Source organism: Lacisediminimonas profundi (genome assembly GCF_008831265.1).
In the GTDB taxonomy this organism is placed as follows: domain Bacteria; phylum Pseudomonadota; class Gammaproteobacteria; order Burkholderiales; family Burkholderiaceae_D; genus Lacisediminimonas; species Lacisediminimonas profundi.
This window is the reverse complement of record NZ_VTTH01000003.1, coordinates 373,087-386,124: the sequence shown is the minus strand read 5'-3', so window position 1 is coordinate 386,124 and position 13,038 is coordinate 373,087. Positions and strand designations below refer to the sequence as shown.

At 61.8% G+C, this 13,038-nt stretch carries 10 protein-coding genes and 2 tRNA genes; 3 read left to right on the top strand and 9 right to left on the bottom strand.

From position 1 onward, the window contains the following. Positions 1-69: 69 nt before the first annotated feature. Positions 70-1,590, top strand: coding sequence for an NAD(P)H-hydrate dehydratase (locus tag FVE66_RS11485; protein WP_151447556.1), 1,521 nt, complete (start codon positions 70-72; stop codon positions 1,588-1,590). Here FVE66_RS11485 and FVE66_RS11480 read toward each other — a convergent pair. Continuing rightward, entirely contained in the window at positions 1,583-2,266 is a 684-nt protein-coding gene (locus FVE66_RS11480; protein WP_151447555.1) for an ABC transporter ATP-binding protein, read from the bottom strand. The genes FVE66_RS11485 and FVE66_RS11480 overlap by 8 nt on opposite strands. Between FVE66_RS11480 and FVE66_RS11475 the strand changes: the two genes are divergently transcribed. Together FVE66_RS11475 and mnmH are read left to right on the top strand one after the other, a co-directional pair. Then, the gene (locus FVE66_RS11475; protein ID WP_421829609.1) at positions 2,265-2,912 is read left to right on the top strand and encodes an arylesterase; all 648 of its coding nucleotides are present in this window, start codon (positions 2,265-2,267) and stop codon (positions 2,910-2,912) included. The genes FVE66_RS11480 and FVE66_RS11475 overlap by 2 nt on opposite strands. 13 nt (positions 2,913-2,925) lie before the next feature. Next, positions 2,926-3,987, top strand: coding sequence for a tRNA 2-selenouridine(34) synthase MnmH (mnmH, locus tag FVE66_RS11470; protein WP_151447554.1), 1,062 nt, complete (start codon positions 2,926-2,928; stop codon positions 3,985-3,987). Between the two features lie 36 nt (positions 3,988-4,023). Here mnmH and FVE66_RS11465 read toward each other — a convergent pair whose 3' ends face one another. The 8 genes from FVE66_RS11465 to clpP all read right to left on the bottom strand — a co-directional run bounded on the left by FVE66_RS11465 (position 4,024) and on the right by clpP (position 13,025). Continuing rightward, positions 4,024-5,259, bottom strand: a complete 1,236-nt coding sequence (locus FVE66_RS11465) for a TIGR03862 family flavoprotein (RefSeq protein ID WP_151447740.1) — start codon at positions 5,257-5,259, stop codon at positions 4,024-4,026. A 151-nt stretch (positions 5,260-5,410) separates the two neighbouring features. Further along, positions 5,411-7,336, bottom strand: coding sequence for a SurA N-terminal domain-containing protein (locus FVE66_RS11460; RefSeq protein ID WP_151447553.1), 1,926 nt, complete (start codon positions 7,334-7,336; stop codon positions 5,411-5,413). A gap of 102 nt (positions 7,337-7,438) precedes the next feature. Next, positions 7,439-7,515: transfer RNA gene (locus FVE66_RS11455), tRNA-Asp, on the bottom strand. Positions 7,516-7,540: 25 nt separating this feature from the next. Beyond that, positions 7,541-7,616, bottom strand: a tRNA-Val gene (locus tag FVE66_RS11450). A gap of 92 nt (positions 7,617-7,708) precedes the next feature. Beyond that, a complete protein-coding gene (locus FVE66_RS11445) occupies positions 7,709-7,981 on the bottom strand; it encodes an HU family DNA-binding protein (protein ID WP_151447552.1) in 273 nt (90 codons plus the stop codon). 266 nt (positions 7,982-8,247) lie between these two features. Next, complete coding sequence (lon, locus tag FVE66_RS11440) at positions 8,248-10,665, bottom strand: endopeptidase La (protein ID WP_151447551.1); 2,418 nt, start codon at positions 10,663-10,665, stop codon at positions 8,248-8,250. Between the two features lie 287 nt (positions 10,666-10,952). Then, entirely contained in the window at positions 10,953-12,221 is a 1,269-nt protein-coding gene (clpX, locus tag FVE66_RS11435; protein WP_151447550.1) for an ATP-dependent Clp protease ATP-binding subunit ClpX, read from the bottom strand. Between the two features lie 174 nt (positions 12,222-12,395). Beyond that, a complete protein-coding gene (gene clpP / locus FVE66_RS11430) occupies positions 12,396-13,025 on the bottom strand; it encodes an ATP-dependent Clp endopeptidase proteolytic subunit ClpP (protein WP_151447549.1) in 630 nt (209 codons plus the stop codon). Positions 13,026-13,038: the final 13 nt, after the last annotated feature.

Genomic DNA, 13,038 nt, shown 5'->3' with positions numbered 1-13,038 from the left:
CCTGCCCGGTTAACGCCACAATCCACCACCGCATGACACCATGACAAGACCGACATACAATCGTCCGTCATGAACCCCGCCCAAGCCCTCTACTCCGTCACCGAACTGCGCGCCATCGAGCACGCCGCAATGTCCTCGCTGCCACCGCATGCCCTGATGCAGCGCGCGGGCATGGCAGCCGCCGCGCTGGCGATTGAACTTGCAAAAGTGCCCGAGGCCCGCATCCTCGCCGTGGCAGGGCCGGGCAACAACGGCGGCGATGCGATCGAGGCAGCAAGCCGACTGTGCGACGCCGGGCAAGACGTCCATGTGCTGCTGCTTGCCGAGCCGGCCGCGCTGCAGGGCGATGCCGCGGCGGCGTACCAGCGTGCCTGCAACCATGGCGTTCCGTTCCACCCCGCTACCGCGGCCGCCGGACTGTTCAGCCAGTCATGGAACCTGGCGCTCGACGGCATGTTCGGCATCGGCCTGGCCCGCCCCATCACAGGCGCCATGCGCGATGCGGTCGAATCCATCAACCGACTGGAATGTCCGGTGCTGGCGCTAGACATTCCCAGCGGACTCGATGCCGACACCGGCACCGTCGTTGGCACGGATGGCGTAGCGGTGCGTGCCAGCCATACCATCACATTCATCGGCGACAAGCCCGGCCTGCACACCGGCGCTGCGCGCGACCACGCCGGGCCGGTCACGCTCGCCAGTCTCGATATAGCACCTTCGCTGTTTCCTTCGCCGCGGGCACGATGCAATGCAGTCGCCTCGTTCGCGCAATTCCTGAACCCGCGCCGGCATGACAGCCACAAGGGCAGTTTCGGCGATGTCATTGTCCTCGGCGGCGCCCACGGCATGACTGGCGCGCCGGTGCTCGGCGCCCGGGCCGCCGTTCACTGCGGTGCGGGACGGGTGTTCATCGGCTTCATCGAGCCCGGCCTGCTGGCCGACAGCGGCCAGCCGGAACTGATGTGCCGCGACGCGCAGACGCTCGATTTCAGCCATGGCGTGGTGGTGGCAGGGCCGGGCATGGGCGAATCGCGCGAGGCGCTGGATCAACTGGCACGGGCGCTCGGCGCCAGCACGCCATTGCTGGCCGATGCGGATGCGCTGAATCTGATTGCAGTGGAAGACGGCCTGCGCGAACGCATCCGGACCCGCCGCGCGCCGACCTTGCTGACCCCCCACCCGCTGGAAGCCGCGCGGCTGCTGCGCTGCGCCACCGCCAGCGTGCAGGTCGACCGACCGGCAGCGGCACGGGAACTGGCCGCCACCTTCAACGCGGTGGTGGTGCTGAAGGGCTCGGGCACGGTCATTGCGCGCCCCGATGGCGAGATCGCGATCAACACCACCGGCAATCCGGCGCTCGCCACTGCCGGCAGCGGCGACGTGCTGGCCGGGATCGGCGGCGCGCTGCTGGCGCAGGGCTGGCCGGCATGGGAGGCAGCGCTGGGCGCAGTATGGCTGCACGGCGCTGCCGCGGACAGGCTGGTGCAACAAGGCACCGGTCCGATCGGCCTGACCGCCTCCGAACTGATTCCGGTGGTCCGGACCCTGATCAATGAAATGGTCGGGCGCAGGGCCGGCGTGCCTAGCTGAGCCGGCCCGCCGTGATCGTGATCGTGCGCTGGCACATGGCCGCGATCGCAGGATCATGGGTTACCAGCACCAGGGTCGAGCCGCGTTCCCGGTTCAGTTCGAACATCAGCTTGATGACTGCCTCGCCGGTGGCGGCGTCCAGGCTTCCGGTCGGCTCGTCGGCCAGCAGCAGGGGCGGCTCGCCGACGAAGGCGCGTGCCAGCGCCACGCGCTGCTGCTCCCCGCCCGACAGGTATTTTGGATAATGCGCCAGCCGCGAGCCCAGGCCGACGCGTTCGAGCATCCCCTGGGCAAGCTGGCGGGCACGCCCCTGGCCCTTGAGTTCGAGCGGCAACATGACATTTTCCAGCGCGGTCAGGTGCGGCAGCAACTGGAAAGACTGGAACACGAATCCCAACTGGCTCATGCGCAGGGCTGCGCGTCCGTCCTCGTCCAGCGCAAAAATATCGACCCCGTGTATTTTCACGGTACCCTCGGAGGGCGTATCAAGTCCGGCCAGCAGGCCGAGCAAGGTCGACTTGCCGGAGCCGGAAGCGCCGACGATGGCGAGCGTGGACCCTGGCTCCAAGGTAAAATCCACCCCGTCCAGTATGGTCAATTCGCCGGTTGCGTCGGCGACGCGTTTGGTGAGATTGACCGCTTCGATCGCAGGGGAATTCGGGAGAGGATTTGGCATGCGGTTCAGGGTAATTGCGATGGAATGGCGTTGCGCGCTGGTCAGCCTGCTGTTGATGGCGGGCCTGCTGATGCAGGGTTCCGTCGCGCATTCTGCATCAAAAACGGTGCTTGTGCTGGGCGACAGCGTGTCGGCGGAGTACGGACTGGCGCGCGGCGCCGGCTGGGTCGCGCTGCTGGAAAAGCGCCTGGCCGCGAACAAGATCAATGCCACCGTCGTCAATGCCAGCATCAGTGGCGAAACCACCAGCGGCGGCCGGTCGCGGCTGGGTGCCTTGCTGCAAAAACATCGTCCGCAGATCCTGATCCTGGAACTCGGCGGCAATGATGGATTGCGCGGGCTGACGATGGAATCGACCGAAGCCAACTTGCGCGCGATGATCGCGCTGGCGAAGAAAGCGAAGGCTGCCGTGCTGCTGGTCGGCATGCAGATTCCGCCCAACTACGGCGCCGATTACACGCGTCGCTTCGCCGGGCTCTATCCGAAGCTGGCGAAGGAAAACAAGCTTGCCCTGGTGCCATTCCTGTTCGAGGGCCTGAAGGACGATGCGCAGATGTTCCAGCCCGACCGCATCCATCCGACCGCGCAAGCGCAGGCCATCATGCTCGACAATGTATGGCCCCACCTGAAACCCCTGCTACGTTAAAGTTAAAGGCTGCATGAAGTATCCCGCCCTGATCCGCATGGACGAAGCGCTGCCCGTGCTCGACAACTTCGATGCCATCATCGATGTACGCAGCCCGTCGGAATTCGCCGAAGACCATATTCCCGGCGCCATCAATTGCCCGGTGCTGGACGACGCCGAACGCGCCGAAATCGGCACCATGTACAAGCAGCTCAGTCCTTTCGACGCAAAGAAACGCGGCGCGGCCCTGGTCTCGCGCAACATTGCGCGCCACATCGAGGGCAATTTCCTCGACAAGCCGCGCAACTGGAAGCCGCTGGTATATTGCTGGCGCGGCGGCAACCGCAGCGGCGCGCTGGCACACGTGCTGGCGCGAATAGGCTGGCCCGCAAGGCAGCTCGACGGCGGCTACAAGGAATACCGGCGCCAGGTCAATGCGGACCTGCAGCAACTGCCGCTGGGGCTGAGCTTCAAGGTCATCTGCGGCACCACCGGCAGCGGCAAGAGCCGCTTGCTGCGCACGCTGGCGGCACAGGGCGAGCAGGTGCTGGACCTGGAGCAACTGGCCGCGCATCGCGGCTCGGTGCTCGGCAACCTTCCGGCCGAGCCACAGCCCTCGCAAAAGATGTTCGACAGCCGGCTCTGGCACGCACTGCGCCACTTCGACCCGGCACGCCTCGTGTTCGTGGAATCGGAGAGCAAGAAAGTCGGCAACCTGCGGGTGCCGGACGCCCTGATGGAACGCATGCGGGCCTCGCCTTGCGTGTCCCTGCAATTGTCCCGCCCCAACCGGGTGGAATTGCTGATGGACGAATATGCTCACTTCGTCGCCGCACCGGAAGCCCTGAATCGCCAGCTCGATTGTCTGGTGCAGCTGCACGGCAAGGAAACCATCTCGCGCTGGCAGCAGATGGCGCGTGATGGCGAGATGCGTCCGCTGGTGGCGGAGTTGCTGGAGCGGCACTACGATCCGGCTTACCTGCGCTCGATCGATCGCAATTTCACGCTGTTTCCGTCAGCCGAGCAGGTAGAGGTGAATGCGGTGACGGATGCTGCCTTTGCAGAGGCTGCGCGGGCGGTGGCGGCCGGCAAGTGATTGCCTGGCTCGTCAACGATTCAACACATCAACGATTCAACGCTTCAGCCATTCACGTGCCCCCTGCCCCGCGCACAAGCCGGTGGCAAAGCAGGCTGTAAGCAGATACCCGCCGGTCGGCGCCTCCCAGTCCAGCATCTCGCCCGCGACAAAAACGCCTGGCAGGGCCGTCAGCATCAGGTTCTGATCCAGGCCGCCCCAGCGTACGCCGCCGGCAGTGCTGATCGCTTCAGCGACAGGGCGGGTTGCGCGCACCGTAATCGGCAGATTCTTGATGGTTGCCGCCAGCGTGGCGGCATCGGCAAATTGCTCCTTGCCCAGCACCTCGTGCAGCAAGGCCACCTTGACCGGGGAAATGCCGAGGCGGCTGCGCAAATGGCTGGACAGCGAGCGCGAGCCGCGCGGATGAGCGACATCGGCGAACACCCGCGCGGCGTCGCGTCCGGGCGCGAGGTCGAGCGTGAATGTGGCACTGCCATGCTGCTCAAGATACTCGCGCAGGCGCCGCGAAAACGCATAGACCAGGCTGCCTTCAACGCCATGTTCGCCGATCACCATCTCGCCTTGGCGCTGCTCGGTGCGGCCTTGCGCGTCGGTGAAGGTCAATGCCACCGACTTGAGCGGGGTGCCGGCAAAATTGTTGCGCAGATGCGCACTCCACGCCACGTCGAAACCGCAATTGGCGCTGCGCAGTGGCGCGATCTCGATGCCCCGGGCCTGCAACAATGGCACCCAGGCGCCGTCAGATCCCAGCTTCGGCCAGCTGGCGCCGCCCAGCGCCAGCACCGTCGCCTGTGGCCTTATCACAATCTCCCCTTCCGGATTGAGCAGCCGCAATGCCCCATCGGCATCCCAACCCAGCCACCGATGGCGCATGTGCAGGCGCACGCCAGCACTGCGCAGGCGATGCAGCCACGCCCTCAGCAGCGGCGCGGCTTTCATCCCGGCGGGAAAAACCCGGCCCGAGCTGCCTACAAAGGTATCGATTCCCAGCCCCTGCACCCAGGAGCGCAAGGCGGCCGGAGGAAAGCGCTCCAGCACTGCCTGCAACTGCGGCTGGCCATCGCCATAGCGGGTTCGGAAGGTCTCCCATGCTTCGTCATGGGTGATATTCAAGCCGCCGATACCAGCCAGCAAGAACTTGCGGCCGGACGATGGCATGGCGTCATAAACGTCGACCTGCACCCCCGCACCAGCCAGCACCTCGGCAGCCATCAAGCCGGCCGGACCGGCACCGATAATGGCAACTTGCGGGGAGATGTGTTCCGGCATATGGGGAGAATGGTTCAATTTGGTCAGGACCTCATTTTAAGTGCTGCGATCGACTGGTGCGTCGACTGATGCGTCCAGCGCCGGAAAACAAAAAAGCCGCTCGCGAGCGGCTTTTTTGTCACGGTCTGCTGCCCCGCTCTTGCTGCACCACCTATTTCGGTGCCTGCTCCGTACTGGCCGGCGGCGCGACCGGCGCATTGATCTTCACCTTGGCCTTCTTCTTCAGCACGTCGACGTAGGCCGTCATTTCTTCCTGCGCCAGCGCATTGACGATCTGCTGTACCTGCGACTTGCGACGGGCCTCGTCCGGCTTGGCCGGCTGTGCCACCTTGTTGATGCGGTACACGCCGAAACCCTCGCCCGCCAGCTCGGTGCCCACGAAAGCGGGCAGCTTGCTCACATCCGCTTTCATGACCGCAGCCGCAGCCTCGCCACGCAGGTCGGCAGCCTTGGCCCGCGACACGGTCCTGGCCTCGCCAAAACCCGCCGTATCCGGCTTGGCGCGCAATGCCGCCAGCTTCTCTTCGCCAGCCTTGCGGGCCAGCACCTGCGCTTCACGCCGCGTCACCTGCTCCGTGATCGCTGCCTTCACTTCGTCGAACGGCTTCTTGCTTGCCGGCTTGTGTTCGACAACCCGTCCGGCGATCAGCGTGCTCGGTGCCACTTCGACGGCTTCCGTATTGCGTTTGTTGCGCACGGCGTCATCGCTGAACAGCGAATTCAGGAATTTCGGATTGCTGGTCGGCGCCTGGGCAGCAGCCGGGTTTCCGGCACGGGTCAGGCCGGCTGCGGTTTCGATCTTCAGTCCGAGCTTGTCGGCGACCGGCTTCAGGCTGTCAGCCTGTTCGTACACGGTGTTGGAAAACACTTCCGCCATTTCCGTGAATTTTTTCGCTGCAAGCTGCTTCTTGATCTCGCCGGCGATCTCGACTTTTACCTCGTCCAGCGCCTTGGCGCCACCCGGCTTCACATCGGTAACCTGGATGATGTGGTAGCCGAACTCCGACTCCACCAGATTGCTGATCTCGCCTTTTTTCAGCTTGAACGCAGCCTCTTCGAACGGCTTGACCATCATGCCTGGTCCGAAGAAACCGAGGTCTCCGCCCTTTTCGGCCGATCCCGGATCCTGCGAATTTGCCTTGGCCAGCTTGGCGAATTCAGCCGGGCTCTTGCGCAATTGTTCGAGCAGCTTTTCTGCCTTGGCTTTCGCAGCTGCACGGTCGGCAGCCGAGGCCGACTGGCCGGCCGGAATCAGGATATGGCTGGCACGACGCTGCTCTTGCGTCGAATAGCGCTTCTGGTTCTGGTCGTAGTAAGCCTTGATGTCGGCGTCGCTGACATTGATCTGCGCCACGGCCGCAGCCAGGCTCAGCACCACGTATTCGGCCTTGACCTGTTCGGGAATTTCAAATGCAGCGGGATTCTTGTCATAGAACTCCTTCAGCATTTCATCGGTCACCTTGACCTTCGATGCGAAGTCGGCCGCCTTGAAGCGCAGTTCCTGCACTTCGCGCTCCTGCTCGTTGAGTTCGGCCAGCCAGATGGTGAGGGACTTCGGAGCGATCGCGGTATCCTGGATCGAGCCATTGAGCTGCTGCAGCGTCATGTCCTGGCGCAGCCGCCCTTCGTACATCGCCGGCGTCATGCCCTGGGCGGCAAGCAGTGCCTTGTATCGTTCGCCATCGAACTTGCCATCGGCGCCGACCAGGTCGGGTATCGCGAGGATGTTCTGTTGCAACACCTGGTCCGGCACGGCGAGCTTGCTGCGTGCCGCCTCTGCCGTCAGCGCGCGCTGCGCGACCAATCCTTCGAGGACCGACTGCCGCGCTGCAGGCGTGTCGAACATGCGAGGGTCGAGCTGGCCGCCGAACATCTGCCGCAGCCGTTCAATCTGCTGGCGATGCGCCTCGTCGACCTGTTCCTTGGTGATTGGCTGTCCGGCAACGGTAGCCACCGCATTGGAGCTATCGCTGAAGCGCGAATAGCCCTCGAGACCGAAGAATGCAAACGACGGGAAGATGATCAGCAGCAGCACGAACTGCATCAGCCGCTGGTGGGTACGGATGAAGTCAAACATGATCTAACGCTCGCATGCCAGGAGCGCCGGAGAAGACCCGGCGCAGGAACATAAAGTACATAAGAAAAAAGGCGAACACAATGTTCGCCTTTTCTCGATTATTGGCGGAGTGGACGGGACTCGAACCCGCGACCCCCGGCGTGACAGGCCGGTATTCTAACCAGCTGAACTACCACTCCTGATTTGCTGCTGTTGCCTGACTGTTGGTGGGTGCTGACGGGGTCGAACCGCCGACCTACGCCTTGTAAGGGCGCCGCTCTACCAACTGAGCTAAGCACCCTGCATTTGCAAGCGCCGGTGTCACCACCGAAGCATCGCCATATACACTTAGCCAGCCAAGCTTTCGGCTTGTGTCACCTTGCCGAAAGACCGCTAGTTTATAGCATCTTTCAATGCTTTGCCAGGCTTAAATTTCGGCACTTTCGCAGGCTCGATCGTGATCGATTCGCCCGTGCGCGGATTGCGGCCAGTCCGGGCTTCACGCTGGCTGGTCGAGAATGTTCCGAAACCGACCAGGGTCACCGATCCGTCCTTCTGCAGTGTCGTAGTCACTGCATCCATCAGGGCGTCCAGCGAGCGCGTCGCGGCGGCCTTGGAAATATCCGCATGCTGCGCGATGTGGTCGATCAGATCCGATTTGTTCACTGCGTCTCCTCCTGTTTTTTTTGGTTTATCGTGGGCGGGATCGATCCCGGGAAAAAAAGTGCACGACCGTGCACATGCATTAGACAAGCCTGCCTCCTTGCGTGTCAAGCAAGGAAGGATGTGATCAGGAAATTCATCGCCTGAAATCCGGGGCGCCGAGGATGTGACGAGGAAATACCCGCCCGGGGTTCATGCCCGGGCCGGGCACACCAGAAAAAAAGCGCCCCGAGGGGCGCTTTTGATTACTTCAGCAAAAGACCAAACGGTCAGTGCTTGACGAGACTGCTTGCGGCTGCTGGTTCGGCAGGCTTGGCGACCGCCTCCGCTGCAACCACCTCTTCCTCCGACAGTGGCACTGGCTGACGCTCCAGCGCGATCTCCAGCACCTTGTCGATCCAGCGCACCGGGACGATTTCGAGCTTGTTCTTCACGTTGTCGGGAATCTCTGCGAGATCCTTCACGTTCTGCTCGGGAATCAGCACGGTCTTGATGCCGCCGCGATGTGCCGCCAGCAGTTTCTCTTTCAACCCGCCGATCGGCAGCACTTCACCGCGCAGCGTGATCTCGCCAGTCATCGCCACCGAGGCCTTGACCGGGATGCCGGTGAACACCGATACCAGCGCCGTCGTCATGGCGATACCCGCGGACGGACCGTCCTTGGGCGTGGCTCCTTCCGGCACGTGGATGTGGATGTCGCTCTTCTCGAACAGATCGCTCTTGATGCCCAGCTTCCTGGCGCGGCTGCGAACAACCGTGCGGGCTGCTTCGATTGATTCCTTCATCACGTCGCCCAGCGTACCGGTACGGATCACGCCGCCCTTGCCGGGCATGGTGACCGCCTCGATCGTCAGCAGTTCGCCGCCGACCTCGGTCCAGGCCAGGCCAACCACTTGCCCGATCTGGTTGTCCTTCTCGGCCACGCCAAAGTCGAAACGGCGCACGCCCAGGAATTTGTCGAGGTTCTTCGGCGTGACCGCGACCTTGCGCTCCTGCTTTTTCAGCAGCAGCATCTTGACCACCTTGCGGCAGATCTTCGAGATTTCGCGTTCCAGCGAACGCACCCCTGCTTCCCGCGTGTAGTAGCGGACCATGTCGCGGATGGCGCTTTCGGAGACGCTGATCTCGTCTTCCTTCAGGCCATTGTTCTTGATCTGCTTCGGCAGCAGGTAGCGCTGCGCAATACTGGTCTTTTCGTCTTCGGTATAACCCGACAGGCGGATCACTTCCATCCGGTCAAGCAACGCGGCCGGAATATTGAGCGAGTTCGAAGTCGCCACGAACATCACATCCGACAGGTCGAAGTCGACCTCGACGTAGTGGTCCGAGAACGTGTGGTTCTGCTCCGGATCCAGCACTTCGAGCAGGGCCGACGACGGATCGCCACGGAAATCCATGCCGAGCTTGTCGATCTCGTCGAGCAGGAACAGCGGATTGCGCACACCGACCTTGGACAGGCTCTGCAGGATCTTGCCCGGCATCGAGCCGATGTAGGTGCGACGGTGGCCGCGGATCTCGGCTTCATCGCGCACGCCGCCCAGCGCCATGCGCACGAACTTGCGGTTGGTGGCACGTGCGATCGACTGGCCGAGCGAGGTCTTGCCGACGCCCGGGGGGCCGACGAAGCACAGGATCGGCGCTTTCAGCTTGTCTACCCGCTGTTGCACGGCAAGGTATTCGAGGATGCGTTCTTTTACCTTCTCAAGGCCGTAGTGATCGTCATCGAGCACTTTTTCGGCATTGGACAGGTCGTTATTGACCTTGGATTTCTTTTTCCACGGCAGCGCGACCAGAGTGTCGATGAAGTTGCGCACGACGGTGGCTTCGGCCGACATCGGCGACATCAGCTTGAGCTTTTTCAACTCGGACTGGGCCTTCTCGCGCGCCTCTTTCGGCATCTTGGCGGAAACGATGCGCTTTTCGAGTTCCTCGAGGTCTGCACCCTCTTCGCCCTCGCCCAGTTCCTTCTGGATCGCCTTGACCTGTTCGTTCAGGTAGTACTCGCGCTGCGACTTCTCCATCTGGCGCTTGACGCGGCCGCGGATGCGCTTTTCAACCTGCAGGATGTCGAGCTCGGCCTCGAGCTGGCCCAGCAGGTGCTCGTGGCGTTTGGCCACATTGAAAATTTCCAGGATGACCTGCTTTTGTTCCAGCTTGAGCGGCAGGTGCGCGGCAATGGTGTCGGCCAGGCGGCCGGCGTCATCGATCCCGGCCAGCGAAGTCAGTATCTCCGGCGGAATCTTCTTGTTGAGTTTCACGTACTGGTCGAATTGCTGCACGATCGCACGCCGCATGGCTTCGACTTCGGCTTCGTCGCCCGGCTCGGATTCGATCGGAGTCACTTCGGAGATGAAGTGGGTTTCGCCTTCAGTAATGGAATGGATGCGTGCTCGTTGCGCGCCTTCGACCAGCACCTTCACGGTGCCATCCGGCAGCTTGAGCATCTGCAAGATGTTGGCGACGCAGCCGATGTCGTAGATATCTTCGGCAGACGGCTCATCCTTGGCTGCGGCTTTCTGGGCTGCGAGCATGATGCTCTTTCCTTGACCCATCGCAGCTTCCAGCGCCTTGATTGACTTCGGACGGCCAACGAACAGCGGAATTACCATGTGCGGAAACACGACAACGTCGCGCAGCGGCAATAACGGCAGTTGGGTGTGAGCGGGAAGTGTTGTAGTAGTCGTCATGGCGAGCCTTATCAGGAGTACTGTCGTTGATGTTGGCGCGACGGGCTAAAACTCAAGCCCTGCATCAACATTCTCACATACGATCGAAAAGAAAAAAGCCACACACGAAGTATTTATTTACCCCGGGTGGCTTGACGATCGAAGCCGCTGTGTGAATGAAGATTGATTCTGATTGTACTGCGTTTGTTCAAAAAAAGAGGGTCAAAAGCCGCTTTGACCCTCCGTTCTGCAGGTGATTTTCCGCCTCTACAACAAGCCTGCCGGGCGAAGGTCTCGCCTCACGGCGATTACTTCGCGCCCGAAACCTTCTGCTGCTCGTGGTAGATCAGCAATGGCTTGGCGCCATTGGTAATCGTGTTTTCGTCGATGACGACCTTGGCAACGTTTTGCAGGCTGGGAATCTCGAACATCACATCCAGCAGCGCATTTTCAAGGATCGAACGCAGGCCACGCGCACCGGTCTTGCGTGCCAGCGCCTTGTGGGCGATCGCATGCATGGCCGCCGGCCGCACTTCAAGCTCGGCGCCTTCCATTTGCAGTAGCTTGGAATATTGCTTGATCAGCGCATTCTTCGGCTCGAGCAGGATCTGGATCAGTGCTTCCTCGTGCAGTTCGGACAAGGTCGCGATCACCGGCAGGCGGCCAACCAGTTCGGGGATCAGGCCGAACTTGATCAGGTCTTCCGGCTCGACTTCCATCAGCTTCTCGCTGGCAGTGCGCTCGCTCTGGGTCTTGACGCTGGCTGAGAAGCCGATGCCGCTCTTTTCCGAACGGTTGGAAATCACCTTGGCCAAGCCGTCGAATGCGCCGCCGCAGATGAACATGATGTTGGTCGTGTCGATCTGGACGAAATCCTGGTTCGGATGCTTGCGGCCACCCTGCGGTGGAACCGATGCCATGGTTCCTTCGATCAGCTTGAGCAGTGCCTGCTGCACGCCTTCGCCCGAGACGTCGCGGGTGATGGACGGGTTGTCCGACTTGCGGGAAATCTTGTCGATCTCGTCGATATAGACGATGCCCTTCTGGGCCTTCTCGACCTCGTAATTACAGTTCTGCAACAACTTCTGGATGATGTTCTCGACGTCCTCGCCGACATAGCCGGCTTCGGTCAACGTGGTCGCATCGGCGATCACGAATGGCACGTTCAGCATGCGGGCCAGCGTCTGGGCCAGCAGCGTCTTGCCGGAACCGGTCGGGCCGATCAGCAGGATGTTGCTCTTGGCCAGCTCGACTTCATCTTTCTTGCCGAGGTGCTTGAGGCGCTTGTAGTGGTTGTACACGGCGACCGACAGGATGCGCTTGGCGGTCTCCTGGCCGATCACGTACTGGCCCAGCAGTTCGAATATTTCCTGGGGCGTGGGCAGGTCCGACTTCGGGCCGGTCACTGCCTCCACGCTGGAAGCTTCGTCCCGGATAATGTCGTTGCACAGGTCGATGCACTCGTCGCAGATGAACACCGACGGTCCTGCGATCAGCTTCTTGACCTCATGCTGGCTCTTGCCGCAGAAGGAGCAATAAAGCAGTTTTTCGCCGCTGGAGGACTTTTTTTCAGACATTGGGGGATCGGGGAAAAATGGTAGTTTGATCTTACCTGCGAATTCCGCATTCGTCACGACACCGCTCAAAAAGTTGCGGATGCCGGCACGATGAGAAACTTGCAAGCAGAAAGACGAAGCGCCCGGGACGAATTCGGCCGGGCGCGCCTGTCACTTGAGACTGAATGATATTCTTCAGGCCCGGTTGGTCAGCACCTTGTCGATCATGCCGTATTCCTGCGCCTGCTCGGCCGACATGAAATTGTCGCGGTCGGTGTCGCGCGAAATCTGCTCGACCGTACGGCCGGTTTTTTCGGCCAGGATCATGTTGAGCCGTTCACGCAGGTACAGGATTTCCCGTGCCTGAATCTCGATATCGGCAGCCTGCCCCTGGGCGCCGCCCAGCGGCTGGTGAATCATGATGCGCGAATTCGGCAAGGAGAAGCGCTTGCCCTTGGCACCAGCCGCCAGCAGGAAGGCGCCCATCGAGGCCGCCAGTCCGGTGCACAGCGTCGACACGTCCGGCTTGATGAATTGCATGGTGTCGTAGATCGCCATGCCGGCCGACACCGAGCCACCCGGGGAGTTGATGTACAGCGAAATGTCCTTGTCAGGATTTTCGCTCTCCAGGAAAAGCAACTGGGCGACGATCAGGTTGGCCGCATGGTCATTGACCGGACCGACCAGGAAGATCACCCGCTCCTTCAACAGCCGCGAATAAATGTCGTACGCCCGCTCGCCGCGGCCGCTCTGTTCGATGACCATCGGCACCATGCCGAGCATCTGGGTATCGATTGCGCCGTTGCGGATCATGCTGGTTGTCATGTGCTTTTCCTAG

What these genes read in the sequence shown, in the direction of transcription:
- FVE66_RS11485 (WP_151447556.1), top strand. Translation starts at nt 70, where the DNA reads ATGAACCCCGCCCAAGCCCTCTACTCCGTCACCGAACTGCGCGCCATC.
- FVE66_RS11475 (WP_421829609.1), top strand. Translation starts at nt 2,265, where the DNA reads ATGCGGTTCAGGGTAATTGCGATGGAATGGCGTTGCGCGCTGGTCAGC.
- FVE66_RS11480 (WP_151447555.1), bottom strand. Translation starts at nt 2,266, where the DNA reads ATGCCAAATCCTCTCCCGAATTCCCCTGCGATCGAAGCGGTCAATCTC.
- mnmH (WP_151447554.1), top strand. Translation starts at nt 2,926, where the DNA reads ATGAAGTATCCCGCCCTGATCCGCATGGACGAAGCGCTGCCCGTGCTC.
- FVE66_RS11465 (WP_151447740.1), bottom strand. Translation starts at nt 5,259, where the DNA reads ATGCCGGAACACATCTCCCCGCAAGTTGCCATTATCGGTGCCGGTCCG.
- FVE66_RS11460 (WP_151447553.1), bottom strand. Translation starts at nt 7,336, where the DNA reads ATGTTTGACTTCATCCGTACCCACCAGCGGCTGATGCAGTTCGTGCTG.
- lon (WP_151447551.1), bottom strand. Translation starts at nt 10,665, where the DNA reads ATGACGACTACTACAACACTTCCCGCTCACACCCAACTGCCGTTATTG.
- clpX (WP_151447550.1), bottom strand. Translation starts at nt 12,221, where the DNA reads ATGTCTGAAAAAAAGTCCTCCAGCGGCGAAAAACTGCTTTATTGCTCC.
- clpP (WP_151447549.1), bottom strand. Translation starts at nt 13,025, where the DNA reads ATGACAACCAGCATGATCCGCAACGGCGCAATCGATACCCAGATGCTC.